The organism is Pseudomonas sp. 5C2 (genome assembly GCF_034314155.1).
Lineage (GTDB): Bacteria > Pseudomonadota > Gammaproteobacteria > Pseudomonadales > Pseudomonadaceae > Aquipseudomonas.
Genome location: NZ_JAVIWH010000002.1, coordinates 1,405,776 through 1,432,770, shown reverse-complemented (window position 1 = coordinate 1,432,770; position 26,995 = coordinate 1,405,776). Strand labels below are relative to the sequence as shown.

Sequence of the window (26,995 nt, the reverse complement as noted above, 5' to 3'; positions counted from 1 at the left end):
TTTCTTTGCATTAAGGAGCACCACCACATGCAACTTGGAATTATTGGACTGGGCCGCATGGGCGGCAATATTGCTAGACGGTTGATGCTCAAGGGCCATTCAACCGTGGTTTACGACTGGGATGAAGCCTCCCGCACCACCCTTGCCAAAGAAGGCGCTACCGCTGTTGCAGATATTGCCGCGCTGGTGGCCGCTCTGGAGAAACCGCGCGCAGTGTGGGTCATGCTGCCAGCCGGCGAGCCGACGGAAGAGACCATCGACGTCCTCAGCCAACTGCTCGAAGCGGGTGATGTGATTATTGATGGCGGTAACACGTTCTATAAAGACGATATTCGCCGGGCCCAGGCCCTCACGCAAAAGCATTTGCACTATATCGACGTGGGTACGTCCGGCGGCGTCTGGGGCCTCGATCGTGGTTACTGCATGATGATCGGCGGCGACAGTGCGGTGGTCCAACGTCTCGATCCATTATTCGACAGCCTCGCCCCTGGCTATGGCTCGGTGGCGCGGACCAAAGGCCGCGACGCTCCCGATGATCGGGCTGAACGTGGCTACATTCACGCCGGCCCCGCAGGCTCCGGGCATTTTGTGAAGATGATTCACAATGGCATCGAGTACGGGATGATGCAGGCGTTTGCCGAAGGTTTTGACATTCTCAAAACGAAAGGCTCCGACAACCTTGCGCCTGAACAGCGCTTTGATCTGAATGTGGCTGATATCGCCGAAGTCTGGCGCCGCGGCAGCGTTGTATCCTCCTGGTTGCTGGACCTGACCGCCGATGCGCTGGTTAGCGATCCGCAACTCGAGGCCTATTCCGGTTCAGTGGCTGATAGCGGCGAAGGACGCTGGACCATTGATGCGGCCATGGAGCAGTCGGTGCCTGTGCCCGTATTGTCCGGCGCGCTGTTTGCACGTTTCCGCTCACGCCAGCAGAGTACCTATGGTGACAAACTGCTTTCTGCCATGCGCTTTGGTTTTGGCGGACATAAAGAAGGACCAAAATAATGGGGCTGCTGCACTCCAAGTCAAAACAAAAGCCTGAGGTTGCACCACCTACGACCTTGTTTCTGTTGGGCGCTCACGGTGATCTTGTCAAGCGTTTATTGATGCCCGCGCTCTACAATTTGAGCCGGGACGGGTTGCTGGGCAGTGGCATTCACATCGTCGGCGTGGACCACAACGCAATCAGTGACATCGACTTCGCCAAAAAACTCGAAGACTTTATCCGCCAGGAAGCATCGGGCAAGGTCGCCGAGGGTGGGGCTGAGCCACTGGACCCGGAACTGTGGCGTCAACTCGCCTCGCGGATCAGCTACGTGCAGGGAGACTTCCTCGACGACTCCACCTATAGCGATATGGCCGAGAAGATCAAAGACACTAACACAGGGAATGCGGTGTTCTACCTGGCCACGGCACCCCGTTTTTTCAGCGAAGTCGCCAAGCGCCTGGGCTCGTCCGGGTTGCTGGAGGAGCCCGATGGTTATTTCAGGCGTGTGGTGATTGAAAAGCCATTTGGCTCCGATCTGCGTAGCGCTGAATCCCTGAACGCCTGCCTGCTCAAGGTCATGACGGAAAAACAGATTTATCGAATCGATCACTACCTTGGCAAGGAAACGGTGCAGAACATTCTGGTCAGCCGTTTCTCCAACGGCTTATTCGAAGCCTTCTGGAATAACCACTACATCGACCACGTACAGATCACCGCTGCGGAAACCGTAGGCGTGGAAACCCGGGGCAGTTTTTACGAACATACCGGGGCGCTGCGGGACATGGTGCCCAATCACTTGTTCCAACTGTTGGCGATGATCGCCATGGAGCCACCGGCCGCCTTTGGTGCTGACGCGGTGCGTGGGGAAAAGGCCAAGGTCATCGGTGCGATTCGCCCATGGTCCGAGGAGGAGGCATTGGCTAACTCGGTGCGCGGTCAGTACACCGAAAGCACGATCGGCGACAAAAGCATTGCTGGCTACCGGGAAGAGCCCAACGTGGCAGCTGACAGCACTACGGAAACCTTTGTTGCCTTAAAAGTCATGATCGACAATTGGCGCTGGGTTGGCGTGCCATTCTATCTGCGTACAGGCAAACGCATGAGCGTCCGCGACACCGAAATAGCCATCTGCTTCAAGCCGGCGCCTTACGCACAATTTCGCGACACCGACATCGAAAGGCTCAAACCCAATTATCTGAAAATCCAGATTCAGCCTAACGAAGGCATGGGTTTCGATTTACTGGCGAAACGCCCGGGTCCGACGCTAGAACTGGAAAGCATCCGGCTTGGCTTTGCCTACAAGGATTTCTTCGAAATGCTGCCCTCCACAGGTTATGAAACGCTGATCTTTGATTGCCTTGCGGGGGATCAAACCTTGTTCCAGCGCGCCGACAACATTGAAAATGGCTGGCGTGCGGTGCAGCCGTTTCTGGATGCATGGAGCAAAAACAGCAACGTCGAGCTGTACAAGGCCGGTGAGGATGGGCCCTCTGGTGCCGATGACTTGTTGACCCGCGACGGACGTGAATGGCACAGCATCGGATGAACAGTCAACGACGACCCCTCATCCAGTTTGTGTTGTGCGATATCGACGGCACCTTGTTGCGCCCCGATCACAGTTTGAGCCCGGCAAATATCGAGGCCATCGGGCAATTACGAGCGGCTGGTATCCAGTTCACCCTGGCCAGCAGCCGTCCGCCCAGGGCGATGCGTCAGCAGGTTGAAGCATTGGGTATCGATCTGCCGACCGTGGCGTTCAACGGAGGTTTGATTACCCACCCCGATGGCCGTGTGATGTCGGCCCACCGCATTCCGCAGGCGGCAGCTATCGCCAGCCTGGCAATGTTTGCCGATCACGCGTGTGCAGTTTGGGTATTCGCCGACGATGAGTGGTTATTGCTCGATCCGAATGGCGCTTACGTTGATCACGAACGTCGTACGCTGGGCTACGACCCAATCCTCGTGCCCAGTTTCGAACCCTACCTGGACCGGATAGACAAAATCGTCGCCGCCAGTGCCGATCACGCGTTACTCAAACGTCTCGAAGCACAAGTGAATCCACACATCGCCGGGCTCGCGCTGGCCTCGCGCTCACAAGTGTATTACCTGGATGTCAACGCCGTGGCGGCGAACAAAGGCGCGGCGCTGGTGACATTGGCTGAGTATGTGGGTGTATCGCTGGCACACACGGCCGCCATCGGAGACGGGGGCAACGATGTCGCGATGTTTCATAAGGCGGGACTGTCGATTGCCATGGGCCAGGGCGAGGAAAGCGTGCGCAGCCAAGCTGACTACGTCACCGGCAGCAACCTGGAGGACGGCGTGGCGACGGCAATCAAACGCTACATTCTGCCAGCCTGAATTTTTGGATACCTACTATGGCCGCACTGATTGAAGACTATGCATTGCTCGGCAATTGCAGGACTGCTGCGCTAGTCACAAAGGACGGTTCGCTGGACTGGCTGTGCTTCCCTCGATTCGATGCGCCAGCCTGTTTCGCCGCTTTGCTGGGTGATAGCGATAACGGCCGCTGGAAAATCAGCCCGAAAGATCCGATCAAGCACACCGAAAGGCACTACCGCGAGGGTACGTTGATTCTCGAAACCTTGTTCGAGACCGACACCGGGCGCGCCATGCTGATCGACTTCATGCCCACGGAAACCGCCAGCAGCGTGGTACGCATCGTGGTGGGACTGGAAGGGTGCGTGGGGTTCGAGCTGGACCTGTCCATACGTTTTGATTACGGCAGCAGTGTGCCGTGGGTTGAAATGCGCGATCCGCATACCCTGACGGCTGTTGCCGGGCCTGAAATGTTGGTGCTGCGCACGCCGACAGCATTGCATGCGCTGGATCACCGCACTGGCAGCGACTTTCTGGTCGAGGCTGGACAGCGCAAGGTGTTCGTCCTCAGTCATCAAGCGTCGAATCATCCAGTCCATACCGTTATCGACGGCGAAAAAGCGCTGAAAACAACTGAGCAATTCTGGCGGAAGTTTTCTGATCGATGCCCGGAGGTCGGCCAGTGGTCAGCTCAGGTCAAGCGTTCGCTGATCACCCTCAAAGCACTCACGTATGAGCCTACCGGCGGCATCGTCGCGGCGGTGACAACGTCACTGCCAGAGCAGTTGGGCGGAGAACGGAATTGGGATTACCGTTATTGCTGGCTGCGAGACGCAACAATGACCCTCCTGGCATTCATGAACCTGGGTTATTACGAAGAGGCCAGCGCATGGCGGGAATGGCTGTTGCGCTCCGTGGCCGGCAATCCGGAACAGATACAGATTATGTACGGCCTGGGCGGCGAACGGCGTCTGCCGGAATACGAGCTGCCTTGGCTCGGAGGCTACGAAAACTCACGTCCGGTGCGAATCGGCAACGCTGCGGCGACGCAAATGCAACTGGATGTGTATGGCGAGGTCGCCGATGCCATGACTCAGGCCAGTAAAGGTGGTTTGCCAAGGCCGCCACGAAGCACGGCCATCATCAAGGTGATCATGCCGTTTCTGGAAAATGTCTGGCACCTGCCTGACAAGGGCATATGGGAAATTCGTTCTGAGCCAAGGCACTTCACCCATTCCAAGGTCATGGCCTGGGTTGCCTTCGACCGCAACGCGCACTTCGCTGCCCAAGTGGCTGAAACCGAAGAGGACCACGCATTGGCGCGCCATTGCCGTGCGGTTGCCGATGAAATTCATGCGGACGTGTGCCTCAATGGCTTCGATCCGCAACTGGGCAGTTTTGTACAGACCTATGGTTCGACAGCGCTGGATGCCAGCCTGTTGCAGATCGCCTTGACCGGATTTTTGCCGGCAAATGACCCTCGGGTAATCGGCACCGTTGCCGCGATAGAAAAGGCCCTGATGCAAGAGGGGCTGCTGCTGCGCTACGACAGTGATCGGACGCAGGATGGGGTCTCCGGTAGCGAGGGGACCTTCCTGGTGTGTTCGTTCTGGCTTGCCGATGTATATGTGCTGCTGGGCCGTCATGCTGAGGCCCGCGCGTTGTTTGATCGATTGTGCGGCTTGTGCAATGACGTTGGGTTGCTGGCTGAGCAATATGACGTCTTGGGGAAGCGCATGCTCGGCAACTTCCCTCAGGCGTTCAGTCACATCGGCATTATCAACACGGCGCTGAACCTGCACCGCACGGCGTGCCCGGCCAAGGCACGAGCCAGCGGTTGTGCTGCTACAACCAATAGCTGACCGCGTACCAACCCAAAAGGCCCATGACCACGGTGTAGGGCAGGGCCATCCAGACCATGCGCCCGTAGGACAGGCGTATCAGGGGGGCAATCGCCGAAGTCAGCAGAAACAAAAACGCTGCCTGACCATTCGGTGTGGCAACGCTGGGCAGGTTGGTCCCGGTGTTGATTGCAATAGCCAGTGCCTCGAAGTGTTCACGGCTCATGTGCCCGGAAATAAACGCCTGCTTCACTTCGGTGATGTAAATGGTGGCAACGAACACGTTATCGCTGATAGCCGACAGCAGGCCATTGGCAATGAATAGCATGCCTGGCTGTTGCTCGGGCGGCAGGCTCAGCACCCAGTGGATCAGCGGCGTGAACAGTTGCTGATCGTGAATCATCGCGACGACAGCAAAGAACGTGACGAGCAGGGCAGTGAAGGGCATTGCATCCTTGAATGCCTCGCCGATGCGGCTGTCTTCGGTGATCCCGGTAAACGCAGTGATCAGCACAATTACCAGCAGGCCGATCAGTCCCACTTCGGCGATATGGAACGCCAGCCCGCCAATCAGAATCAGCGCTGACAGCCCCTGCACGATCAAGGCTGCGCGTTGGTCGTTGGTTCGTTCGGCATTATCTTGAGCTGCGTAGTCAGCCAGCACCTTGCGCACGCTGACGGGCAACAAGGCGCCGTAGCCGAACCAGCCCAGTTTTTCCAGCAACACACAGGTCACGAGTCCGGCCACCAACACTGGCAGTGAAACAGGTGCGACATACAGGAAAAACTGGCTGAAATTCCAGCCCATTTCATGCCCGATCAATAGATTCTGTGGCTCGCCAACCAGGGTGCAGACACCGCCGAGTGCCGTACCGACTGCGCCGTGCATTAACAAACTGCGCAGGAACGAGCGGAATTGGTCCAAGTCGGCATGGTGATCGGTGTGCAGGCTCTGATCATCGTTGAATGCAATCGGTTCGCGTGGATTGTTGCCCGAGGCGACCCGGTGATAGACCGAATAGAAGCCAACCCCAGCGCTGATGATGACTGCCGTCACGGTCAGCGCATCCAGAAATGCCGAGAGAAACGCTGACAAGAAGCAAAACATCAACGCGAGGATGCTTTTCGAGCGCACACCGAGCAAGAGACGGGAAAATAGGAACAACAACAGGTCTTTCATGAAGTAGATGCCTGCGACCATGAACATCAACAGCAGGATCACCGGGAAATTGTGCAGCAGTTCGTCATACAGTGCCTGCGGGCTGGTCATCTTCATCAGCAAGGCTTCGATCATCAATAACCCGCCGGGCAGCAGCGGGTAACACTTGAGCGCCATCGCCAAGGTGAAAATAAACTCACCCACCAGAAGCCATCCTGCTGCAACCGGGCCAGCCACCCACAGTAACAGTGGGTTGACGACCAAAAACAGCAGCAGACAAAGCTTGTACCAGCGCGGTGAATGTCCGAGAAAATTGTGCGCGAAGGCGCTGGCCAAAGAGCGGAGCATGGAAAGTCCTTGAGGTAAGACGTGCCGGCAAAGTGCCGTATGCGATGGTCAAGATCAAGCGCGGGGTTTAGTTACAGTCTTTCGGGGGCGGCGCGCTTTACCCGGCCTTGCGAAAGGTAAAGTTGATACGCTGTTCACCCAGCAGCGGATGCTCAGCGTGTTTGAGTGGCAAGACGCCATGGTAGCGCAGTCGGTCTTCTCCGCCCCACACCACCACGTCGCCATGAAACAGCGGGACGCGTTGGGCTTTGTCGCTACGCGCCATGCCGCCAAACAAGAACATGGCCGGGATGCCCAAGGACACCGAGACGACCGGCCACTCATAGTCGAGTTCGTTTTTGTCCTGATGCAAGGACATTTTTGCCCCAGGTGCATAGCGGTTGATCAGGCAGACATCGGGCACGAAGCCTGCAAATCCGGTCTTGCTCGCCGCCGCCTGGGCCAGTTGCATGAACACATCAGGCAAGCCTGGCCATGGGTTGCCGGAGCCTGGATCGATTGGGGTATAGCGGTAGCCGCTGCGGTCAGTGACCCAGCCGAGACTGCCGCAATTGCTCAAGGCCGCCGACATAGTGAAACCACCAGGGGTGACCATATGCCTGAAAGGGGCCTCGCTGAGAACACGCTCCAGCGCAGGCAATAGGTGTTCGCCCCGCGACAGAGCGAATCCCCTGAGGACAAACGAGCGCGGGCCGATGTGTTCAATGCAGGGCGCCGGCAGAGTGTCATCGGCGAACAAGTCAAGGGTGGCAGGCACCGAACGCTCACGTCGAATCATGGGAAGTCTCTGCTGATTCGTCTGTGTGCCCGTCGCTCAAGCGCGACTCAGATCGCCTTACTGACTTTGACGTCGGTCACTTTATCGTCGCTGCCGTTGTGCATTTTTTCGAGAGTCGCCTTAGCTTCCTCGGAGGAGGCTGATTGCAGCTGAGCAAACTCAAACCGGCGTTCGCCGTTGAGTTTGTAGCTGATAGCGTATTTGGTGGTAGCGGTGGGAGTGCTCACAAGGGATTCCTTTTCTGACACGATTCAAGCGTTATCAGCTCAGCCGGGTTGCCGAACGACGAACAATCTTGATGGTGTGAGTGAACGACGGCTTGCGGCCACCGCCCGTATCGACTTTTCGCCCCGCGGTATCAATGGTGATGTTCCAGAAACCGGTGCTGGGTGCCACAATCTTCGCCGGGAATCTGTCGAAAGCACCGCCGTGGTAAGTGTGGCGGCCGCCGTTCTTGAAACTGCGGAAATTCGCGTCATTCATCAAGCGGATATTGCAGAGCTGGGAACACTCAATGACGACGATGTCGTCTTCGTTGAGATGCTCGCGCTGGTGTACAAATTTCATGGTGTCTCCGAAAAAGGCTTTTTCTGCAAAATCAAAACGATAGCATGAGCGCGCAGGCATTTAATCGCCGATACCCATTTTATTACGTTAATACTCGATAAAAAGTGCCTAAACCCGGATCTAATCGTTCTCAGGCTTGTCGTAGGATTCTAACTGGAGGGATTGTATGAAATTGGCAGTAGTTTTTTTGGCTCTCGCGATGACCGGCTGCGCGACTCTTGAAGAGATTGAGCATACCCCACCTACCATGAGCGTAATTTCCGGCAAGAGCCCGAAAGCCTATGCCGATTGCTTGGTGGGTAAGCTAGCCAATAGCCGCAAGCCGCCGTTGATCGAGGCAAACAATGATGGCTTGCGCGTCATCATTGCGCAAAAATTCAGCTCGGACCCCGCAGCAGTGGTGATGATCGAAAACCGTTCCAGTGGCAGCTCAATCAAGGTCTACGAACGTATCGCGAACATGCCGCTGCGGCCCATGGATGTCCAGAAAGCCGCCACAGATTGCATCTCCGGCTGAAGCCGGAAGCAGGTCTGACGGGGTGGAGAGTTTCGATTGTTTGAGGGATGTATGAAGCGAGAGTTGGTGACGCTGCGGCATGCAGAAGGGAATATTTCGACCACTCACATCATTCAGAATCCGGCCACTGCGGGGGAGTGGATCGTATTTTTCAAGACAAGCGCGGGCACAAGCTTTTTTCTGGTAGATGATGACGACGAAGTCGAGTCTTTCTACCAGTTGGACGAGTTGGTGGTAACCATCCGCGGGCTGGGTATCAAGTTTGCGGAAATTCACCTGTAAAAGCCCTGTCAGTTCAAAAAAACAGTCGACGGGGCATTTTCTGGTGGACGTGAAGTCAGTGCTACTTACAGGTCACGATTACGTTGCGGCTTTTGTAGTTGCCTACCTCGACGCCTAGCGTTTTGTCGCTTTCTTTAGGTTGCGCCGTCCCATTAGTCGCAACAATGTTGTAGCCCGTGCCTGCGCAGGAGGCGTCCGCTTTCTCGTAGCAACTGCTCCAAGACATGGCTTCTCCTGAGCAGTCGATGCTCAGGCCCTGCTGGCCGTTGTTCAAGTAGGTATTAGACGCGGTCGCACAGCCGGTGAGCCCCAGTAAAGCGATAACTGCTAAAAGTTTGTTCATGGTTTCATGCTTCGTGATGAGCGCTATCGGGGAGTGTCTGCCATTTTTTCGACCGACTGATGGCGTAATAGTTGCACGCGAATCATGCGAGATTTACGTCCCGCACACATCGGCATCGCGACCATCGACGATCAGGGTTTAGGGTTGGAGCGGCGGCGCGGGGCTTTGGGTTGGTCTTGCAGGACTGCGGCGACTTCGATGGCTGCGCTTTCCGAGGCGAACGGACCCGCAATAGCTTCGCCAAGGGCATCAGACACCCACCATTGGCCGTCCTGCAATTTGTTGATCAGGTATCCATTAACGCTTTTCACTTCCGACATCATCAATCTCTTTGGATGTTCCAGGCCGTGCATGATAAAGCGCATGTCCACACGCTGCACTTTATTCCCGCACAACCAAGCGGGGTCAACTACGCTTGAGCGAGTCACGGCGCACCGTGTTCAAGGTGTAGGGGCCTTGGCTCAAGTGATTGAATGTGCGCCGTCCGGCAGACAGATTTCGATCATATATGTGATTTGAAGCGTGGACCAACAGTCTTTGAAGCGTGCAATATCTACGATGTTGCGGAACTATATGTGCTGAAATTCCTCTACCAAAGCAGCGGACGGCCAGTGACGGGGCATTGTAAGGTTGTCGCCGCCTGATTAGACTGCGCCGCAAACAGCCACAGCCTTTTTTATTAGGGACTTATATGATCAAGAAATGCTTGTTCCCAGCAGCCGGTTACGGCACTCGCTTTCTGCCAGCGACAAAAGCCATGCCCAAGGAAATGCTGCCGGTGGTCAACAAGCCACTGATCCAATACGGCGTGGAAGAAGCACTTGATGCAGGTCTGAATGAAATCTCCATCGTCACGGGTCGTGGCAAACGAGCTCTGGAAGACCACTTTGACATCAGCTATGAGCTGGAAAACCAGATCAAGGGTACCGACAAGGAAAAATACCTGGTCGGTATTCGTCGCCTGATCGACGAATGCAGCTTCTCCTACACGCGCCAGACCGAAATGAAAGGCCTGGGCCACGCAATCCTCAGTGGTCGCCCTTTGATCGGCAACGAAGCGTTTGCTGTCGTACTGGCCGATGACCTGTGTGTGAACCTTGAAGGTGAGGGCGTTCTGGCTCAGATGGTCAAGCTGCATAAGCACTATGGCTGCTCGATCATTGCGATTCAGGAAGTCGATCCACAGGAAACCAACAAGTATGGTGTGATCGCTGGTGATGAAATCAAGGACGGTCTCTACCGCGTCACTAACATGGTAGAAAAGCCGGCTCCTGAGGACGCACCGTCCAATCTCGCGATTATCGGCCGCTATATCCTGACCCCTGACATCTTCAAATTGATCGAAGAGACTCCGCCGGGCAAAGGCGGTGAAATCCAGATCACCGACGCCCTGATGAAACAGGCCGAGCAAGGCAACGTGCTGGCCTACAAGTTCAAGGGCAAGCGTTTTGACTGCGGTGGCGCTGAAGGCTACATCGAAGCGACCAACTTCTGCTTCGAGCACTTCTACAAGAAGGGCAGCTAAGCATCTGAGTTTCTTTCAGGCTTGCTTATAGGACAAAGCCACCTTCGGGTGGCTTTGTCGTTTCTGGCCAACAGCGCTGACCGACAATGCCGAAGCGGTTATGCTGTTGGCCTGCTAAGGAGACAGCAATGGCCTACGACTTCGACCTTTTTGTGATTGGTGCCGGTTCCGGCGGTGTACGAGCGGCACGTTTTGCCGCCGGTTTTGGTGCGCGCGTAGCGGTTGCGGAAAGCCGATACCTGGGTGGTACCTGTGTCAACGTGGGTTGTGTGCCGAAAAAATTGCTGGTCTACGGCGCTCACTATTCTGAAGATTTTGAGCAAGCCAAAGGCTTTGGCTGGTCGGTCGGTGAGGCCAGGTTCGATTGGCCGACCTTGATTGCCAACAAAGACCGTGAAATCCACCGCCTTAATGACATCTATCGCAACCTGCTGGTTAACAGTGGCGTGACTCTGCTTGAGGGGCACGCCAAGCTGCGCGATCCGCATCAGGTTGAAATCGGCGGTCAGATTTACAGCGCCGAACACATTTTGATCGCGACCGGCGGCTGGCCACAGGTCCCGGAATTCCCTGGAAGCGAACTCGCGATTACCTCCCAGGAGGCTTTTTTCCTCAAACAACTGCCCAAACGTATCGTAGTGGTTGGCGGTGGCTATATCGCTGTGGAATTCGCGTCGATCTTCAACGGTCTTGGCGCTGAGGTCACTCAGCTGTATCGCGGCGAATTATTCCTGCGCGGTTTCGATGGTGCTGTTCGGACGCATCTGCAGCAAGAACTGACCAAGCGCGGCATTGATCTGCAATTCAATTCCGATATCGCGCGAATCGACAAACAAGACGACGGTAGTTTGCAGTTGTCGCTCAAGGACGGTCGTCAATTGACCGCCGACTGCGTGTTTTACGCCACCGGGCGGCGGCCGATGCTGGATAATCTGGGGCTGGAAAATACCCGGATCAAGCTCGACAAGGCTGGCTATATCGAAGTCGACGAGCGCTATCAAAGCAGCGAACCGTCGATTCTGGCGATTGGCGACGTCATCGGTGGGGTGCAGCTGACGCCAGTCGCGCTGGCCGAAGGCATGGCGGTTGCTCGGCGCCTGTTTAAGCCTGAGCAGTATCGTCCGGTTGACTACACTCATATTCCAACGGCGGTTTTCAGTCTGCCGAACATTGGTACCGTGGGCCTGAGCGAGGAAGATGCCAGGAAAGCAGGGCACGAGGTTCAGATTTTTGAAAGCCGTTTCCGCCCAATGAAGCTGTCGCTCACCGACAATCAGGAGCGCACGCTGATGAAGCTGGTGGTCGACGTCAAAACGGATAAGGTGCTCGGTTGCCACATGGTCGGGCCAGATGCCGGCGAAATCATCCAGGGCTTGGCCATCGCGTTGAAAGCCGGCGCCACCAAACAGATATTCGATGAAACCATTGGTGTACACCCGACGGCAGCCGAGGAATTTGTCACGTTGCGTACGCCCGTCGCCAGCTAAGCTGGTTAAATATCGCCAGTCATCACTCGAGCTGCAGGATGAGGATTGAGCCATGCAGAAGAAATTTTCAGGACGTGGGTCAGTTTCTTGAGTAGCCACAACCTTTGGGGCGCTGTGCCCTGGAGCGAGGAGGCGCGGTTAGCTGCGCTTGCTCACTTCAACATCCTCGACACGTTACCAGAGCAGGCATTCGACGATATTGCCTGTCTCGCGGCCCAACTGTGCGAGGTGCCGATGGCGCAGATCAATCTGATCGATGCCGGGCGCCAGTGGCCAAAGGCTCAGGCCGGGCTGGCGTTGCCGGAGGTGCTCTTCGCAGATTCCATTTGCGTTCAGACGATTCGTCAGCCCGGCGTGATGATGGTCGCCGATCTGCGAGTGGATCCACGTTTCGCCGATAACCCTCTGGTCGCCAATGCCCCAAACCTGCGTTTTTATGCCGGGACCGCGCTACTCACCGCTGAAGGGCTGCCGCTGGGTACGCTCTGTGTCTACGATGTAGAGCCTCGACATCTTTCCGAGTCGAAGCTTGCCGCTCTGGTCGCCTTGGCACGACAGGTGGTCAGCCAGTTGGAGTTGCGTCGGGCTTTGTACGATCAGCAGGAAGCGCTGCGTGATCTCAATGAGGGTCTGGAGCGGCGGGTGGCAGAGCGCACCCTGGAAATGCTTCGGATCAACGAATTGCTTCAAGTCGAAATGAGAGAGCGTGAAAACGCTGAAGAGGCGTTGCGCCATGCACAAAAAATGGACGCTATCGGGCAACTGACTGGCGGTATTGCCCACGACTTCAACAACATGCTGACGGGCGTACTTGGCGCGCTTGAGTTGATTCAGCGACGCGTCGCCGCCGGGCGCGTAGGGGAAATCGGTCGCTATATTGATGCGGCGATGACCTCGGCCAACCGTGCGGCCTCGTTGACGCACCGACTACTGGCGTTTGCCCGGCGTCAGTCGCTGAACCCGAAGGCGGTGGACGTGAATCGGATGGTGATCTCCATGGAGGAGTTGCTGCGGCGCACGCTTGGCGAAAGTATCGTATTGCGCACTGACCTTCAGGCTCGCTTGTGGCAAGCCAATACCGACGAACATCAGTTGGAAAACGCCTTGTTGAACCTGGTGATCAATGCCCGCGACGCGATGCCTGGCGGTGGACAGCTGACGATCAGAACAGCCGTCGCGCGCATCGATATCCAGCAGGACACGCTGGCGCCCGGTGAGTACGTGCTGCTGAGCGTTGAGGACAGCGGTAGCGGAATGTCGGCCGAGGTGCTCGGTCGTGCCTTCGATCCCTTTTTTACCACCAAGCCGATCGGGCAGGGCACCGGGCTAGGGTTGTCCATGGTTTACGGGTTCATCAAGCAAACCGGTGGTCATGTGCACATCGACAGCGCCGAGGGGCAGGGTGCGCGTATTCATTTGTATTTGCCTTGCCATCTGGAGCGGGGTGAGCGGCATATCGCCGAACACGAAAACCCGAGCCCGCCGCGGGCGCTAAAGGGCGAGCGAGTACTGGTGGTCGAGGGCGAGGTGGCAGTGCGCACGCTGGTGATCGATGAATTGCGTGAGCTAGGTTACGCGACGCTTGAGGCTGGCGACGGTGAAGCCGCACTCATTGTGTTGCAAGGCCAGGAGCGTGTTGATCTGCTGGTCAGTGATGTCGTGCTGCCAGGGCTTGACGGGCAACAACTGGCAGACACTGCCCGACAGCATCGTCCTGATCTGAGTGTGTTGTTCATGACGGGTTATGCGAGTAGTGCTGAAATGTGCGCGGGGTTTCTTGATCAAGGCATGGATATGTTGATCAAACCATTCAGCATCGATGAGCTGGCACTCAAAGTGCGCAAAATGATCGAGCGCGCACGACCTTGAGCGCGAGGGCCTGAGTGTTGATTACAGTTGCGGTGTTGGTGTTTCGGACACTTCGTTGATAGCTGAATGAGATGTGCGCAGGTTTTCCAGGGCTAACTCAGCCTTGATCAACTCGAGCTGAAGTGTTTGGTTTGACTGTTGTTGCTCGGTCAGAACCTGTTTTAGCAGATCACTTTCGCTCTGTGCTGCACTCAGGCGTTCTTGCAGTAATGCGCATTGGGTGTGCGTGTGTTGGTACTGCTCGCTCAGACGTGCCGATTGGTTCGTCGCCTTATTCAATTGCTCTTGCCGCGCGCTCAGCTCGCGCAGGGTGCTGCGGGTTTCGGCCAGCAAGCGCTCATTGTCACGGTTCAGTTGGGTGATCTCATCCTGGCGCATCATCGCGCTTTGTTGTGCCTGACGCAGCTCCATCTGCACCTGTTGCAACTGCCCCTCGTGACGACGCTGTTCCTGCTCACGCTGTTCCTTGACTGAGTTGCGATAGTGCTCAAGAGCGTCACGCGCATGCAGGTGTTTTTCCTCCAGCGACCGTATTTGTCCCTCCTTGTCCTGCACGCGAAGCTCAAGATCCTGATGGGCTTGAAAGAGGCGGGCGGTAGTTGTTTGCTCGGTATGCAGCAACTGGCGAGTGGCGTCCAGCGCTGCGTTTTGTACGCGAAGATCATCGCTTTGGGCGGTGAACTGGATTTGTAGCTCGCTCAGCTGGTGCTGTGCTGCCATCAATTCCTGTCGCAGTTCATCCTGTTTAGCTGTAAAGGCGTTTTGCGCCTGGTCGACAAGCGCTTGCGCCTGTTCCTGTAATCGCTGCGCCAGTCGACTCACCAGCTCAGTCAACTCGTCCCCGATCTCGGCCTGTGGCGCATTGCTGCGGGCATCAGTTTCGTCCAATTCCTTCAAATAACGGTGAATGGTCGTCTTCGAGCCGGTGTTACCCATTTCGATACGTACTGCGTCGATGCTCGGGTGCTCGCCGCGGGCAAGCAGCGCGGTGCGTGCCATTTGAACGACTGCCTTGTTTACACCGCCGCGTGCCATGTCGAACTCCTACGATTTCGTACTGTGGTATGTACACTGTAATTACATACTATATGAATGTTAATTATGCTGCTGTATTTCTAAAAATACACATGGGATATTAAGGTATTATCCAATCCGATCCGCAAAAAACGCGTTTCAACCGCGCTTTTCAGTACACAAACGGAATCTCCAACCATGAATGATCTCGATCGCTACTTATCAGCTGCGATCCGTGACAACACGCGGCGCAGCTACCGGGCGGCCATCGAGCATTTCGAAGTGACGTGGGGCGGGTTTCTGCCCGCGACCAGCGACAGCGTGGCGCGCTACCTGGTGGCGTATGCCGGCGTGCTGTCGATCAACACGCTGAAGTTGCGCTTGTCTGCATTGGCGCAATGGCACAACAGCCAAGGATTTGTAGACCCGACCAAAGCGCCCGTCGTACGAAAGGTGTTCAAGGGTATTCGCGCCCTGCATCCCGCTCAGGAGAAACAGGCTGAGCCACTGCAACTGCAACAGCTGGAACACGTGGTGGCGTGGCTCGATCAAGAAGCCGTACAGGCGCTGGCCGATAACAATCAGCCTGAGCTTTTGCGTTGTCGTCGCGATGCGGCGCTGATCCTGCTGGGATTCTGGCGAGGTTTTCGCAGCGACGAACTGTGTCGCCTGGACATCGAACATGTTCAAGCCGTCGCGGGCTCGGGGATCAGTCTGTACCTGCCACGCAGCAAAAGTGATCGGGACAATCTGGGCAAAACCTACCAGACTCCGGCACTTCAGCGTTTATGCCCGGTACAGGCCTACATCGAGTGGATCAATTGCGCAGCTCTGGTGCGCGGCCCGGTATTCAGAGCCATTGATCGCTGGGGCAATCTGGGCGAAGAGGGCTTGCACGCCAACAGCATCATTCCGTTGCTGCGTCAGGCGTTGGAGCGTGCGGGCATTCCCGCCGAGCAGTACACCAGTCACTCATTACGCCGGGGTTTTGCCACGTGGGCGCACCGCAGCGGTTGGGACCTGAAGTCGCTGATGAGCTATGTCGGCTGGAAAGACATGAAGTCGGCTTTGCGCTACATCGAAGCCACGCCATTCATGTCAATGAGTGGCGGCGCAGAGGCTCCAGTGATTTCTTCTATTAATAAACATCTCTTATAGTGAAAACCAATCAGCGACATGAGGTTTGCCAATGAGCCCATGCAGCCGGTTGTGCGTAAGATCCGTCTCATAGATTTTTCCAACCACCAGGAGATTCATCGATGCCTATCATCAACAGCCAAGTCAAGCCATTCAAAGCCACTGCGTTCGCCAACAACGCATTCGTCGACGTCTCTGAAGCCGACCTGAAAGGCAAATGGTCTGTCGTATTCTTCTACCCAGCTGACTTCACCTTCGTTTGCCCTACCGAACTGGGCGATCTGGCTGATAACTATGCTGAGTTCAAGAAACTGGGCGTTGAAATCTACGGCGTGTCGACTGACACCCATTTCGCTCACAAAGCTTGGCATGACACTTCCGAGGTGATCAGCAAAGTCCAGTTCCCATTGATCGGCGACCCGACTCACGTGATCTCGCGTAACTTTGATGTGCTGATCGAAGAAGCAGGTCTGGCTGACCGTGGCACCTTCGTGATCAACCCTGAAGGTCAGATCAAAATCGTTGAACTCAACGATGGTGGCGTAGGCCGTGATGCTTCCGAGCTGCTGCGCAAGGTCAAAGCTGCTCAGTACGTTGCTGCTCACCCAGGCGAAGTTTGCCCTGCCAAATGGAAAGAAGGCGAAGCCACTCTGGCCCCGTCTCTTGATCTGGTCGGCAAGATCTAAGTCGACATGCATCGGCTGGGGGCCATGAGCTCTTAAGCACGTAATCCGCATCGCCCCCAAAAACGCCCGGGCGACCATCGCCTGGGCGTTGTTTTTTCTAGCGTACAAAAAAAGGAAATCGCCCTCATGTTGGACGCCACTCTTAAAGCCCAGCTGAAGTCATACCTGGAGCGGGTTACCCTGCCGTTCGAGATCGTTGCATCCCTTGATGACGGCGCGAAATCCGAAGAAATGCTCGCGCTGCTCAAAGACGTCGTCAGTCTGACGCCGCACATCACCTTGCTCGACAGCGGGACTGATGCGCGCACGCCGTCGTTCTCGTTGAACCGCCCGGGAGCCGATATCAGCCTGCGCTTTGCCGGCATCCCAATGGGCCACGAATTCACCTCGCTGGTGTTGGCGCTGTTGCAAGTTGGCGGCCATCCGTCCAAAGCCAGCGCAGACGTTATCGAACAGATTCGCTCGCTCAAGGGCGAATTCAATTTTGAAACCTATTTTTCCCAGTCTTGCCAGAACTGCCCGGACGTCGTTCAAGCCTTGAACTTGATGGCCGTACTCAACCCTGGCATCCGTCACGTCGCCATCGACGGTGCATTGTTCCAGGCTGAAGTCACTGACCGGCAGATCATGTCCGTGCCGAGCGTTTACCTGAACGGTGAATTGTTTGGTCAGGGTCGCATGGGGCTGGAGGAAATTCTGGCCAAGATCGACACAAGCGCAGGTGATAGGCAAGCTGAAAAGCTCAATGCCAAAGACGCCTTTGATGTGCTGATAGTCGGTGGTGGCCCTGCCGGTGCGGCGGCTGCGGTCTACGCGGCACGCAAAGGTATTCGGACCGGTGTTGCGGCTGAGCGTTTTGGCGGTCAGGTGCTTGATACCATGGCCATCGAGAACTTCATCTCTGTTCAGCACACCGAGGGCCCTAAACTGGCCGTTGCGCTGGAAGAGCACGTCAAGCAATACGACGTCGACATTATGAACCTGCAGCGCGCGGATCAGCTGATTCCGGGCAAGGCCGGAGCGTTGCACGAAGTGAAGTTCGCCAGCGGCGCCTCGCTCAAATCCAGGACCGTTATTCTCGCGACTGGCGCAAGGTGGCGCGAAATGAACGTCCCCGGCGAGCAGCAATACCGCAACCGTGGCGTGGCGTACTGCCCACACTGCGATGGCCCGCTGTTCAAGGGTAAACGTGTCGCCGTGATTGGTGGTGGCAACTCGGGTGTAGAAGCAGCTATCGACCTGGCGGGTGTCGTCAGTCATGTCACCTTGCTGGAGTTTGATGTCCAGCTGCGCGCCGACGCAGTGTTGCAGCGCAAGCTCAACAGCCTGCCGAACGTCACGGTGATCACCAGCGCGCAGACCACGGAAGTGACGGGCGACGGCCAAAAGGTCAACGGCTTGCTCTACAAAAATCGCCAATCCGGCGAAACATTGACCATCGAGCTAGAAGGGATCTTCGTCCAGATCGGCTTGCTGCCTAACACTGACTGGCTCAAAGGCACCCTCGAGTTGTCACCGCGCGGCGAGATCGTTGTTGATTCACGTGGCGAAACCTCTATTCCCGGGATTTTCGCCGCCGGTGACGTCACCACCGCGCCCTACAAGCAGATCATCATCGCGCTGGGCGAAGGTGCCAAAGCATCGTTGAGTGCGTTCGATCACTTGATCCGTACTTCTGCACCGGAGTGATTCAGGCGCTTGCGATTAAGGAGCCTCCTGCATGCAGGGGGCTTTTTGATAACAATCGTACTTAGAGGTCAGAGCGGCGTCGGCTGAATGATTTCGACCCAATAGCCATCCGGGTCTTTGATGAAGGCCAGGCTGTTCATGCGGCCATCGGCCAGGCGCTTCTGAAACGGGACGCCCAGGCTTTCGAAGCGTTCGCACGCCACGTGAACATCCGGGACGGAGAGGCAGATATGGCCAAAACCGCGCGGGTCGGTGTTGCCGTTGTGGTAGGTGAAGGCCGTGTCGTTCTCGGTACCGTGGTTGTGAGTCAGCTCCAGAATCCCGGGAATGGATTTCATCCACTGGTTGCGAGCGGCTTCACCTGCAGGGATCTGGGCTTTATCCACCAGCGCAAGGAAATACAGGCTGAATTCGGCTTCAGGGAAATCACGTTTTTCAACCAGGCTGAAGCCTAATACGCGAGTGTAGAAATCCAGGGAAGCCGTAATGTCCTTGACCCGCAGCATGGTGTGGTTGAACACAAAGCCCAGTGTCGCGACATCCGGGGTGGCGGTGACGCCGGTAAAGGTGTTCAGTTCGTGCAAGCTCATGGGTATCTCCCGTTAAAAAATCTGTAATCGCCAAATGATACGGGGCAGGGCAGTCGGTGCCAAACCCGGGCGGTGATAAAAAGACGGCAAAGCCTTGTCCGTTGGCGGTGACAGGCTCAAACTTTCCGGCTCATTGTCCTGGTAGTACCGATCATGATTTACCTGCAACGCAGATCATCCTTGATAAGCCTGTGCCTGCTGCTCGGTCTGAGCGGTGTGCATGCGGCCGATGTGATGATCACCTGGCCGAGCGGTTGGGAAGTAGAGCCTTTGCCCCCAGTCGCTGATGCGGCAGCTCAGCCGTCAGTGCAGATGAGACAACGCGCAGTGAAGAATGATCAGAATGGCGACCCGATCATGGTCATGGAGTTGACTCAATCGCGGCTTCAGCCGGGGCATGATGTCAACGTGCAGAGCGTATTGCTGGAAATGCGCAAATCAGTCCAGATCGACTTTGCCCGTGGTGGATTTCAGAGCGTTTGCAGCAAGATCCATAAAAGCACCCTGAGTGATCTTCCGGCGCTGGAAACCACCTGCACCATCACTCAGAACGGCGGGCACGTCATGACTCAGACCCTGGTCGCGGCCGCAAGCCACGACATGGCCTGGTCACTTTCCTACGCGGGCTCTGCCGATGGCTACGTCGCGAGCAAGGAGGAGGTGCAACGCATTAGGGACAGCCTGCACTTGGTGGTTGCGCCGTAAACGTAAAGGCGCGAGCCATCGCTGGCGCCAAATAACAGACAAAAAGAAACCCGCCGAAGCGGGTATTGGGGCGCTAATCCTTTAGCAGTGCTCATCCTGTAAGAATCGATGTGAAAAATGTGTGAAGTGAAAAGTCAGCCCGACTAGTGAGCGCGATGGTGCCGGGCGAGTGCGACTCCCACAATCGGGGTTGAGCTTCTCGGTGCATCGCAGGGCTGACCATTATTAGATGCGCGCAGATGCAGTATCGAATGGCCACTACATGAACTCTCTTCAAGTAAACTGTCTGTTATTATTTTGTTACATTGCCGACTTCTGCGACGAAAGAGAACAGTCAAGTCGAGACCTGAAGGAAAAGTCTGAAATACCTGTATGAATAGGCATCTGTATGAATATGTACCTGATTGAACTACTAGCGACACTCTTCGTGACTATTTTCCTGTCGGAAAGCTGAACCAGTGACTCATTGCCATAGCGGTGAAGTTGACAGGCAATAAAAAGCCCTGCACGGCAGGGCTTTTTAAGTTCGATGATTTGGATCAAGTGCGAAGCCATGAATCTACGGTATCGACACCGTATTGCTCTTTCCAGGCTTTCAGACCACGGTGATTACCACCTTTTGTTTCAATCAACTCACCTGTGTGCGGGTTCTGATAAACCTTCACGACACGTGCCCTGCGGCGTTTTGGACCTGTAGGCGCGACCTGAGACGACGAGCTGTTGGGGTCGAGGATGGCGACGATGTCGCGCAGGCTCTTGCCGTAGCTGCTCATCAAGCCCTGAAGCTTCTGTTCGAATTCGATCTCCTTCTTTAGTCCAGCGTCATTCTTCAAGGACTCCAGCTGTGCCAGCTGTTCTTGAAGGGCTTTTTCTGCTGCGCGAAACTCGGCGAGTCTAGACAAATATGTTACTCCGACAGTGTAGTTGGCTGTTCCCAGCCCGACAAAGCTATAAGCAAGAGCTTCTGGCCGACGCTTTCGTTCAATTCTCTACCACAACCCCTGAGCGAGTTCCTTCTGTGAAGAAACTAACGGCTTGCGGTCAGTCGCGCCCAAGTGAAAAAGGGTAGTTGATAACCCGTTGCGGGTAAATAATGCACTTTTTTTTCGAGTTAGAAAATAGTCTTTATGCAAATGATTATAGTGAGCGCGGAATTTCACTTTGCCGACGCCCTAATTCTTTGTGGTATCAGATGAAGGACCGTGTAAGTAATTTCCGATATTAGCCGCGCGTCGGAAAACCAGGAGCATTGGCTTCCGGCGCGTATATCAGAGCACTAGAGGCCCTGTTGAAGCGCAGGGTCATCCGGGTTCTGCTGCTCCAGTTCTGCAAGCAATACCTGAACCTTTTGTAGTTGCCCACTTTCTTGCCAGTAACGAATCAGCAGGACCCGTGCGGCACGATTGGCGGGGTGACGCTGGACGATTTCTTCGAGCTGCTTCTGTGCCGCCTCCAGTTGATCGAGGTCGTGCAAGGCAACGGCCAGGTCATAGCGGTAGCCATTATTTTCCGGCTCAAGCTCCAGCGCTTTTGCCAACGCAAGCAGGGCGTATTCGCTTTGCCCGTGGTGCAGCAGCCATATACCCAATACGTGTTGCAGCGTCGCGGATTTGGGGTTGCGCTCTAGCTGTTGACCCAGCAGCTGCCGAGCCTTGTCAACCTGGCCCTGCTTATCGAATGCGGCAATCTGGGCCAGTCCGGCTTGCAGGTTATTCGGGTCCAGCACGATCGACTGTTCCAGCGCCTTCATGGCCGGAATCTGATCACCGCTGTGCAGATAAAGGGTGGCCAGTTGCAGTTGGCTCTGACTGGTCGGCGGCTGGTCAGCGAGGATGTGCTCATACTCTTCAACGACCTGCTCCAACGGGCCAAAGTACAGTCCCAACTCGTCGGGTGTCAGTCCCAGCAGGGCTTTCGCCGCACTGAAGCGTGTGGCCTGGTCGGTTTCATCGAGCAGAGGCCCCAGCAACACACTGCGCTGACTGCCGGAAACCAGCTTGACGATGGCATCAATCGCCGCCTGTCGGACCGTTAGCGCGCTGTGGTGTAAATCACCATTTGCCAGTTTCAATGCCTGTGGGCTCGGGTAGTTAGGCAACTCTACCAGCAAGTTGACGCGGCGGATGTCAGACAGGTCGGTACGTGACAACTGTTGATAAAGTACCCGAGCGGCTCCCGGCTTACCGTTGTGCGCTTGTTCCAGGGCTTGGGAGTAACCGTGCGGGGTAGCAAAGGTCGGCGGAGTGGAAGGAGGGCTGCGAAACAACAGGAAACCCGCGCCAAAAACTATGATTGATAGCGTGATCGTGTAACCGAGGCGCCACTGACGGCCGGTTTTTGGCTCAGTGGAGGAACCTTTAAAAGGCGGTTTTGGCATACCTGTATCCAGACCATGACGGCTTGCAGCTTCACGGAGTGACTGTCAGCTGTCAAATGACAATCATCCAGACATCCCCGACAGCGTGTTCGGAGGGAGCACAAAAAGCCCCGCGACCGTAAGGAGGCGGGGCTGAAAGGTTAACCGATGAAGTCCATCACTAGAGGAGTTACGGGCATCAGGCCTGTGGCTGCCAGCCACCACCCAACGCCTTGTAAATGGCAACAATTCCCCGATACATCTCGACCTCGGCCTGAGCCTGAGAATCTTCGGCGGCCAATCGCTCACGCTCGGCGTCGAGTAGCACAAGGAAGTCCACTGTGCCTTCGCGGTACTGAATAGACGCCAAGTCAGCAGCGGAACGACTCGCTTCGCTTTGACGCAACAGCGAGATCAGCCGTTGTTGCCGCTTACCATAGTCACTGAAGGCATTTTCCGACTCTTCCAGGGCCAGCAGCACCTGCTGTTCATAGGTGGCCAACGCGCCGTCGGCTTGAGCATCGGCGCCACGAATCCGTGCGCGCACGCTGCCGAGGTCAAACGCGGCCCAGGTAATGCTTGGGCCAAGCGCCCAGGCTTGCGCGGCTGATGAGCCGAGTTGCGAACCGCGTGCGGCGGTGAAGCCCAGGAACCCACTGAGGCTGACGCGTGGGAACAGGTCTGCAGTCGCGACACCGATGCGCGCCGTCGCAGCCGCCAGTTGGCGCTCGGCACTGCGCACGTCGGGACGATGGCGCAGCAGCTCAGTCGGATCGCCGATGGGCAAGGCTTTGGCGATGGCCGGCAATTTAGCCGGGCTCAGGTCGATGGTCAGGGCCTCTGGACGCTCGCCCAACAACGTGGCGATGCGATTGCGCTGGCGCACTTGTTCTGCTTGCAGTTGCGGCACAGTGGCCTCGACGGCCGCCAGTCGTGCATCGGACCGCACTACGTCGAGCTCATTGCCCACACCGGCTTCACGCAGGTTCACGGTAATGGTGCGCGAGTCCTCTTGGTTCTTCAGGTTGGCCCGAGCAATGCCTTCGCGCAGTTGTGCGCCGCGCAGTTGCCCGTAAGCATCGACCAACTCGGCGGTCATGGTGACCTGAAGTTGGTAAAGATTGGCTTCGGCCACCTCCTGATCGGCGGTGCTGGCTTCCAGTTCACGCTGGATCCGTCCGAACAGGTCGAGCTCCCAGGCCATGTCCAGTCCCAGGTCATAGCGCTCGGTGTTGACTCGTTGGGTCGTGGTCCCCGGTTGCTGACCTTTGCCCAGATCGCTGCTGACGCGGCTGGTGATCACCGGCATGGCATCGTTGCTGATGTCGTCGCGAATCGCACGGGCTGCGCGCAAACGGGCAAAGGCGACGCGCAATTCACGGTTGCCGGTCAATGACTGAGCCACTAGCTGGTTGAGAATCGGGTCATCGAACTGCTGCCACCAGACGGTTTCAAGGTGACTGCGGTCGTAGTGACCTTGTGCCGCTGATTCGACCTTGGCCGGTGCGGTGTCCGGGGTTTTATAGTCCGGGCCGACGGCGCAGGCCGCGAGGGCAAGGACCAGAAGGCTCGGGAGAAAGAGTTTTACGCTCATTGTTGCGCCTCCAGCGTCAGGGCCTTGTCAGCGTTGCGAGCCTGCTTGCGTCCCACATAGTTACGGATCAATACGTAGAACACCGGTGTCAGCAGCAGGCCGAAGAAGGTCACCCCGAGCATCCCGGAGAACACCGCCACGCCCATGGCATGACGCATCTCTGCACCGGCACCGCTGGACAAGACCAGAGGCACAACACCCATGATGAACGCGAAGGAGGTCATCAGGATTGGACGCAGACGCAGACGGCACGCTTCGAGTACCGCAGCCAGCGGGGTCATACCTTCATCTTGTTTGTCTTTGGCAAACTCGACGATCAGGATCGCGTTCTTACACGCCAGGCCCACCAATACGATCAAGCCAATCTGGGTGAAAATGTTGTTGTCGCTACCGGCAATGATCACCCCGACGATGGCTGACAGCAGCGTCATCGGTACGATCAGAATCACCGCCAGAGGCAGGCTCCAGCTTTCATACAGCGCGGCCAACACCAGGAACGCCAGCAGCACACAGAGCGGAAACACCAACAGTGCCGTGTTGCCGGACAAAATCTGCTGATACGTCAGGTCAGTCCACTCGTAGGTCATGCCGTTGGGCAATTCTTCCTTGAGCAGTTTTTCAACGGCGCTCTGCGCTTGCCCGGAGCTGTAGCCGGGCGCGGCTGCACCGTTGATTTCAGCCGTGATGAAGCCGTTATAGTGCATGACGCGATCAGGCCCTGAGGTATCGCTGACCTTGATGAACGTCGCCAGGGGGATCATTTCGCCCACGTTGTTGCGCACTTTCAGTTGACCGATCTGCTCAGCCTCCAGACGGAATTGTTGTTCAGCCTGAACGTTGACTTGATAGGTACGGCCAAAACGGTTGAAGTCGTTGGCATACAACGAACCCAGATAGACTTGCAGGGTGTCGAAGATGTCCGAGATAGCTACACCGTGGGTTTTAGCCTTTTCACGGTCGATAGCGGCATCGACCTGTGGCACGTTGACCGTGTAGCTGGTGAATAACCCGGCCAGTTCAGGCACGCTATGGCTTTTGTTGATGATGTTCTGGGTTTCTTTGTACAGCTCTTCGTAACCCAGGTTGCCACGGTCTTCGATTTGCAGGCGGAAGCCGCCAATAGTGCCGAGACCCTGTACCGGTGGTGGCGGGAAAATCGCCATGTAGGCTTCCTGGATCACTCCGAACTTACCGTTCAAGGCACCGGCAATCGCGCCCGCCGATTCGCTCTTGTCCTTGCGCTCGTCGAATGGCTTCAAGGTCACGAAGACGATGCCCGCGTTAGGGCTGTTGGTGAAGCCGTTGATCGACAGGCCAGGGAAGGCGACCGCACTTTCTACACCAGGCTGTTTGAGCGCGATGTCAGACATGCGTTTGATCACATCTTCGGTACGGTCCAGGCTTGACGCATCCGGCAGTTGAGCAAAGGCCACCAGATACTGTTTGTCTTGTGCAGGCACGAAACCGGTCGGCGTGTTGGCGAAGCCGAACCAGGTCATCACGATCAAACCCGCGTAGACAAACAAGGCGATGCCGCTGCCACGGATAACCCGGCCTACGGTTCCGACATAGCCACGGCTGGCTTTGTCGAAGAATCTGTTGAACGGCCGGAACAACCAGACACCGAACAATTTATCGAGAACTCTGGAAAAGGCATCCTTCGGCGCATCGTGGCTTCTAAGTAACACGGCGGCCAGGGCTGGCGACAAGGTCAAGGAGTTGAACGCGGAGATCACTGTAGAGATCGCAATCGTCAGGGCGAACTGTTTATAGAACTGCCCGGTCAACCCGGAGATGAATCCCGCCGGGATGAACACTGCGCACAACACCAGCGCGGTGGCGATGATCGGTCCGGTGACTTCACGCATGGCGCGTTTGGTCGCTTCGACCGGCGTCAGTCCCAGCTCGATATTACGTTCGACGTTCTCCACCACGACGATGGCATCGTCCACCACGATACCAATGGCCAGTACCAATCCGAACAGCGACAGCGCATTGAGCGAGAAACCGAACATGTGCATCACGGCAAAGGTGCCGATCAGTGAGACCGGAACAGCCACCAATGGAATGATCGAGGCGCGCCAGGTCTGCAGGAACAGGATCACCACGAGCACGACCAGGATCAGTGCTTCGAACAGCGTGTGGACCACTGCTTCGATGGAGCCGCGGACGAAGATCGTCGGGTCATAGACAATCGAGAAGTCCATGCCTTCCGGGAAGTTCTTCTTCAGTTCGGCCATTTTGGCGCGAACTTCGTTGGAGATATCGATGGCATTGGAGCCGGGGCGCTGGAAGATCGGGATAGCCACCGCAGGCTGGTTATTCAGCAGAGAACGTAATGCATACTGGCTGGAGCCAAGCTCGATCCGCGCAATGTCCTTGAGGCGAGTGATTTCCCCTCCGGCGCCGGAGCGGATAATGATGTTTTCGAACTCTTCCTCACTGACCAGGCGACCCTGAGTATTCACCGACATCTGGAAGCTGGTGGCACCCGGCGCTGGTGGCGAACCAAGGGACCCGGCAGCGACCTGACGGTTCTGTTCACGTATCGCAGCCACGACGTCGGTCGCGGTCAGGTTGCGTGAAGCGACCTTGTTCGGATCAAGCCAGACACGTAGCGAATAGTCGCCCATACCAAACAGTTGGACATCACCGACACCGCCCAGACGCGCCAATTCATCCTTGATATTGAGCAAGGCATAGTTGGACAGGTAGAGCATGTCGTAGCGTTTGTCCGGCGAGGTTAAGTGCACGACCATGGTCAGGTCGGGGGATGCCTTGTCCACGGTGATACCAATGCGCGTCACTTCTTCGGGCAGTTTGGGGGTGGTCCGGGTCACACGGTTTTGCACCTGCACCTGAGCGTTGTCCAGGTCAGTACCCAGGGCGAAGGTGATGGTCAGGGTGATTTTGCCGTCAGCGGTGGACTGCGAGGACATGTAAAGCATGTTCTCGACGCCGGTGATCGCCTGTTCCAGCGGTGCAGCCACGGTTTCACCGATGACCTTAGGGTTGGCACCCGGGAAGTTTGCACGCACCACGACGGTGGGGGGCACGACTTCCGGGTATTCACTGATCGGCAGCTGGAACAGTGAAATCGCGCCTGCGATCAGGATCAGCAGTGATAACACCGCTGCAAAGATCGGCCGCGTAATAAAGAATTGAGAGAAGTTCATTATG

General features: G+C 56.4%; 24 protein-coding genes and 1 pseudogene. 13 read left to right on the top strand and 12 right to left on the bottom strand.

Annotated features, from left to right (window positions below):
- Positions 1-9: 9 nt before the first annotated feature.
- Genes gnd through RGU44_RS07240 form a run of 4 tightly spaced genes read left to right on the top strand, consistent with a single transcriptional unit; the run spans position 10 to position 5,190 of the window.
- Positions 10-1,005: a phosphogluconate dehydrogenase (NAD(+)-dependent, decarboxylating) gene (gene gnd / locus RGU44_RS07255; protein WP_322217786.1), complete on the top strand. Its 996-nt coding sequence runs from the start codon at positions 10-12 to the stop codon at positions 1,003-1,005.
- Entirely contained in the window at positions 1,005-2,534 is a 1,530-nt protein-coding gene (zwf, locus tag RGU44_RS07250; RefSeq protein WP_322216459.1) for a glucose-6-phosphate dehydrogenase, read from the top strand. Before gnd ends, zwf begins: the two co-directional genes overlap by 1 nt.
- The gene (locus tag RGU44_RS07245; RefSeq protein WP_322179204.1) at positions 2,531-3,349 is read left to right on the top strand and encodes an HAD family hydrolase; all 819 of its coding nucleotides are present in this window, start codon (positions 2,531-2,533) and stop codon (positions 3,347-3,349) included. Before zwf ends, RGU44_RS07245 begins: the two co-directional genes overlap by 4 nt.
- Positions 3,350-3,366: 17 nt before the next feature.
- On the top strand, positions 3,367-5,190 hold the full coding sequence (locus RGU44_RS07240) for a glycoside hydrolase family 15 protein (protein ID WP_322216457.1): 1,824 nt from the start codon (positions 3,367-3,369) through the stop codon (positions 5,188-5,190).
- On the opposite strand, the gene nhaB is transcribed toward RGU44_RS07240, so the two are convergent.
- The 4 genes from nhaB to RGU44_RS07220 all read right to left on the bottom strand — a co-directional run bounded on the left by nhaB (position 5,174) and on the right by RGU44_RS07220 (position 8,021).
- The gene (gene nhaB, locus RGU44_RS07235) at positions 5,174-6,676 is read right to left on the bottom strand and encodes a sodium/proton antiporter NhaB (protein ID WP_322216454.1); all 1,503 of its coding nucleotides are present in this window, start codon (positions 6,674-6,676) and stop codon (positions 5,174-5,176) included. The two genes, RGU44_RS07240 and nhaB, sit on opposite strands and share 17 nt — an antisense overlap.
- Positions 6,677-6,773: 97 nt before the next feature.
- Entirely contained in the window at positions 6,774-7,454 is a 681-nt protein-coding gene (alkB, locus tag RGU44_RS07230; RefSeq protein ID WP_322179207.1) for a DNA oxidative demethylase AlkB, read from the bottom strand.
- Between the two features lie 47 nt (positions 7,455-7,501).
- Positions 7,502-7,681 carry a hypothetical protein gene (locus RGU44_RS07225; RefSeq protein WP_322216453.1) on the bottom strand — a complete coding sequence of 60 codons (180 nt, stop codon included), beginning with the start codon at positions 7,679-7,681 and terminating at the stop codon, positions 7,502-7,504.
- A 34-nt stretch (positions 7,682-7,715) separates the two neighbouring features.
- Positions 7,716-8,021, bottom strand: a complete 306-nt coding sequence (locus RGU44_RS07220) for a DUF1883 domain-containing protein (protein WP_322179209.1) — start codon at positions 8,019-8,021, stop codon at positions 7,716-7,718.
- A 166-nt stretch (positions 8,022-8,187) separates the two neighbouring features.
- On the opposite strand from RGU44_RS07220, the gene RGU44_RS07215 reads away from it, so the two are divergent.
- Together RGU44_RS07215 and RGU44_RS07210 are read left to right on the top strand one after the other, a co-directional pair.
- A complete protein-coding gene (locus tag RGU44_RS07215) occupies positions 8,188-8,538 on the top strand; it encodes a hypothetical protein (RefSeq protein ID WP_322179210.1) in 351 nt (116 codons plus the stop codon).
- Positions 8,539-8,589: 51 nt separating this feature from the next.
- On the top strand, positions 8,590-8,820 hold the full coding sequence (locus RGU44_RS07210) for a hypothetical protein (protein WP_322179211.1): 231 nt from the start codon (positions 8,590-8,592) through the stop codon (positions 8,818-8,820).
- Positions 8,821-8,881: 61 nt separating this feature from the next.
- On the opposite strand, the gene RGU44_RS07205 is transcribed toward RGU44_RS07210, so the two are convergent.
- Together RGU44_RS07205 and RGU44_RS07200 are read right to left on the bottom strand one after the other, a co-directional pair.
- The gene (locus tag RGU44_RS07205) at positions 8,882-9,163 is read right to left on the bottom strand and encodes a hypothetical protein (RefSeq protein WP_322216451.1); all 282 of its coding nucleotides are present in this window, start codon (positions 9,161-9,163) and stop codon (positions 8,882-8,884) included.
- A 131-nt stretch (positions 9,164-9,294) separates the two neighbouring features.
- Entirely contained in the window at positions 9,295-9,483 is a 189-nt protein-coding gene (locus tag RGU44_RS07200; protein WP_322179213.1) for a hypothetical protein, read from the bottom strand.
- Between the two features lie 371 nt (positions 9,484-9,854).
- Between RGU44_RS07200 and galU the strand changes: the two genes are divergently transcribed.
- The 3 genes and pseudogenes from galU to RGU44_RS07185 all read left to right on the top strand — a co-directional run.
- Positions 9,855-10,688, top strand: coding sequence for a UTP--glucose-1-phosphate uridylyltransferase GalU (galU, locus tag RGU44_RS07195; RefSeq protein ID WP_219059733.1), 834 nt, complete (start codon positions 9,855-9,857; stop codon positions 10,686-10,688).
- Positions 10,689-10,816: 128 nt separating this feature from the next.
- Positions 10,817-12,175, top strand: coding sequence for a glutathione-disulfide reductase (gene gorA, locus RGU44_RS07190; RefSeq protein ID WP_322179214.1), 1,359 nt, complete (start codon positions 10,817-10,819; stop codon positions 12,173-12,175).
- A gap of 600 nt (positions 12,176-12,775) precedes the next feature.
- Positions 12,776-14,044: pseudogene (locus RGU44_RS07185) on the top strand (ATP-binding protein); the annotation flags it as partial.
- A 21-nt stretch (positions 14,045-14,065) separates the two neighbouring features.
- Here RGU44_RS07185 and RGU44_RS07180 read toward each other — a convergent pair.
- Positions 14,066-15,079, bottom strand: coding sequence for a DNA-binding protein (locus RGU44_RS07180; RefSeq protein WP_322179216.1), 1,014 nt, complete (start codon positions 15,077-15,079; stop codon positions 14,066-14,068).
- Positions 15,080-15,256: 177 nt separating this feature from the next.
- Between RGU44_RS07180 and RGU44_RS07175 the strand changes: the two genes are divergently transcribed.
- The 3 genes from RGU44_RS07175 (at position 15,257) to ahpF (ending at position 18,570) form a co-directional block, all read left to right on the top strand.
- The gene (locus RGU44_RS07175) at positions 15,257-16,216 is read left to right on the top strand and encodes a site-specific integrase (RefSeq protein ID WP_322216449.1); all 960 of its coding nucleotides are present in this window, start codon (positions 15,257-15,259) and stop codon (positions 16,214-16,216) included.
- 101 nt (positions 16,217-16,317) lie between these two features.
- Entirely contained in the window at positions 16,318-16,881 is a 564-nt protein-coding gene (gene ahpC / locus RGU44_RS07170; protein WP_219059729.1) for an alkyl hydroperoxide reductase subunit C, read from the top strand.
- A gap of 126 nt (positions 16,882-17,007) precedes the next feature.
- Positions 17,008-18,570, top strand: coding sequence for an alkyl hydroperoxide reductase subunit F (gene ahpF / locus RGU44_RS07165; RefSeq protein WP_322179218.1), 1,563 nt, complete (start codon positions 17,008-17,010; stop codon positions 18,568-18,570).
- A gap of 68 nt (positions 18,571-18,638) precedes the next feature.
- On the opposite strand, the gene gloA is transcribed toward ahpF, so the two are convergent.
- Entirely contained in the window at positions 18,639-19,160 is a 522-nt protein-coding gene (gene gloA, locus RGU44_RS07160; protein WP_322216448.1) for a lactoylglutathione lyase, read from the bottom strand.
- A 153-nt stretch (positions 19,161-19,313) separates the two neighbouring features.
- On the opposite strand from gloA, the gene RGU44_RS07155 reads away from it, so the two are divergent.
- Positions 19,314-19,865, top strand: a complete 552-nt coding sequence (locus RGU44_RS07155; protein WP_322179220.1) for a DUF4946 domain-containing protein — start codon at positions 19,314-19,316, stop codon at positions 19,863-19,865.
- Positions 19,866-20,404: 539 nt separating this feature from the next.
- Here the strand turns inward: RGU44_RS07155 and RGU44_RS07150 are convergent.
- From RGU44_RS07150 to RGU44_RS07135, 4 genes are all read right to left on the bottom strand, one after another.
- On the bottom strand, positions 20,405-20,767 hold the full coding sequence (locus RGU44_RS07150; RefSeq protein ID WP_322179221.1) for a histone-like nucleoid-structuring protein, MvaT/MvaU family: 363 nt from the start codon (positions 20,765-20,767) through the stop codon (positions 20,405-20,407).
- Positions 20,768-21,141: 374 nt separating this feature from the next.
- A complete protein-coding gene (locus tag RGU44_RS07145) occupies positions 21,142-22,242 on the bottom strand; it encodes a tetratricopeptide repeat protein (RefSeq protein WP_322179222.1) in 1,101 nt (366 codons plus the stop codon).
- A gap of 178 nt (positions 22,243-22,420) precedes the next feature.
- Positions 22,421-23,815 carry a TolC family protein gene (locus RGU44_RS07140; RefSeq protein WP_322179223.1) on the bottom strand — a complete coding sequence of 465 codons (1,395 nt, stop codon included), beginning with the start codon at positions 23,813-23,815 and terminating at the stop codon, positions 22,421-22,423.
- Complete coding sequence (locus RGU44_RS07135; RefSeq protein WP_322216447.1) at positions 23,812-26,991, bottom strand: efflux RND transporter permease subunit; 3,180 nt, start codon at positions 26,989-26,991, stop codon at positions 23,812-23,814. The genes RGU44_RS07140 and RGU44_RS07135 overlap by 4 nt, the downstream gene beginning before the upstream one ends.
- Positions 26,992-26,995 lie beyond the last annotated feature (4 nt).

Coding starts and splice junctions, on each gene's coding strand:
- zwf (WP_322216459.1), top strand. CDS start 1,005: ATGGGGCTGCTGCACTCCAAGTCAAAACAAAAGCCTGAGGTTGCACCA.
- RGU44_RS07245 (WP_322179204.1), top strand. CDS start 2,531: ATGAACAGTCAACGACGACCCCTCATCCAGTTTGTGTTGTGCGATATC.
- RGU44_RS07240 (WP_322216457.1), top strand. CDS start 3,367: ATGGCCGCACTGATTGAAGACTATGCATTGCTCGGCAATTGCAGGACT.
- nhaB (WP_322216454.1), bottom strand. CDS start 6,676: ATGCTCCGCTCTTTGGCCAGCGCCTTCGCGCACAATTTTCTCGGACAT.
- alkB (WP_322179207.1), bottom strand. CDS start 7,454: ATGATTCGACGTGAGCGTTCGGTGCCTGCCACCCTTGACTTGTTCGCC.
- RGU44_RS07220 (WP_322179209.1), bottom strand. CDS start 8,021: ATGAAATTTGTACACCAGCGCGAGCATCTCAACGAAGACGACATCGTC.
- RGU44_RS07215 (WP_322179210.1), top strand. CDS start 8,188: ATGAAATTGGCAGTAGTTTTTTTGGCTCTCGCGATGACCGGCTGCGCG.
- RGU44_RS07210 (WP_322179211.1), top strand. CDS start 8,590: ATGAAGCGAGAGTTGGTGACGCTGCGGCATGCAGAAGGGAATATTTCG.
- RGU44_RS07205 (WP_322216451.1), bottom strand. CDS start 9,163: ATGAACAAACTTTTAGCAGTTATCGCTTTACTGGGGCTCACCGGCTGT.
- RGU44_RS07200 (WP_322179213.1), bottom strand. CDS start 9,483: ATGTCGGAAGTGAAAAGCGTTAATGGATACCTGATCAACAAATTGCAG.
- galU (WP_219059733.1), top strand. CDS start 9,855: ATGATCAAGAAATGCTTGTTCCCAGCAGCCGGTTACGGCACTCGCTTT.
- gorA (WP_322179214.1), top strand. CDS start 10,817: ATGGCCTACGACTTCGACCTTTTTGTGATTGGTGCCGGTTCCGGCGGT.
- RGU44_RS07180 (WP_322179216.1), bottom strand. CDS start 15,079: ATGGCACGCGGCGGTGTAAACAAGGCAGTCGTTCAAATGGCACGCACC.
- RGU44_RS07175 (WP_322216449.1), top strand. CDS start 15,257: ATGAATGATCTCGATCGCTACTTATCAGCTGCGATCCGTGACAACACG.
- ahpC (WP_219059729.1), top strand. CDS start 16,318: ATGCCTATCATCAACAGCCAAGTCAAGCCATTCAAAGCCACTGCGTTC.
- ahpF (WP_322179218.1), top strand. CDS start 17,008: ATGTTGGACGCCACTCTTAAAGCCCAGCTGAAGTCATACCTGGAGCGG.
- gloA (WP_322216448.1), bottom strand. CDS start 19,160: ATGAGCTTGCACGAACTGAACACCTTTACCGGCGTCACCGCCACCCCG.
- RGU44_RS07155 (WP_322179220.1), top strand. CDS start 19,314: ATGATTTACCTGCAACGCAGATCATCCTTGATAAGCCTGTGCCTGCTG.
- RGU44_RS07145 (WP_322179222.1), bottom strand. CDS start 22,242: ATGCCAAAACCGCCTTTTAAAGGTTCCTCCACTGAGCCAAAAACCGGC.
- RGU44_RS07140 (WP_322179223.1), bottom strand. CDS start 23,815: ATGAGCGTAAAACTCTTTCTCCCGAGCCTTCTGGTCCTTGCCCTCGCG.
- RGU44_RS07135 (WP_322216447.1), bottom strand. CDS start 26,991: ATGAACTTCTCTCAATTCTTTATTACGCGGCCGATCTTTGCAGCGGTG.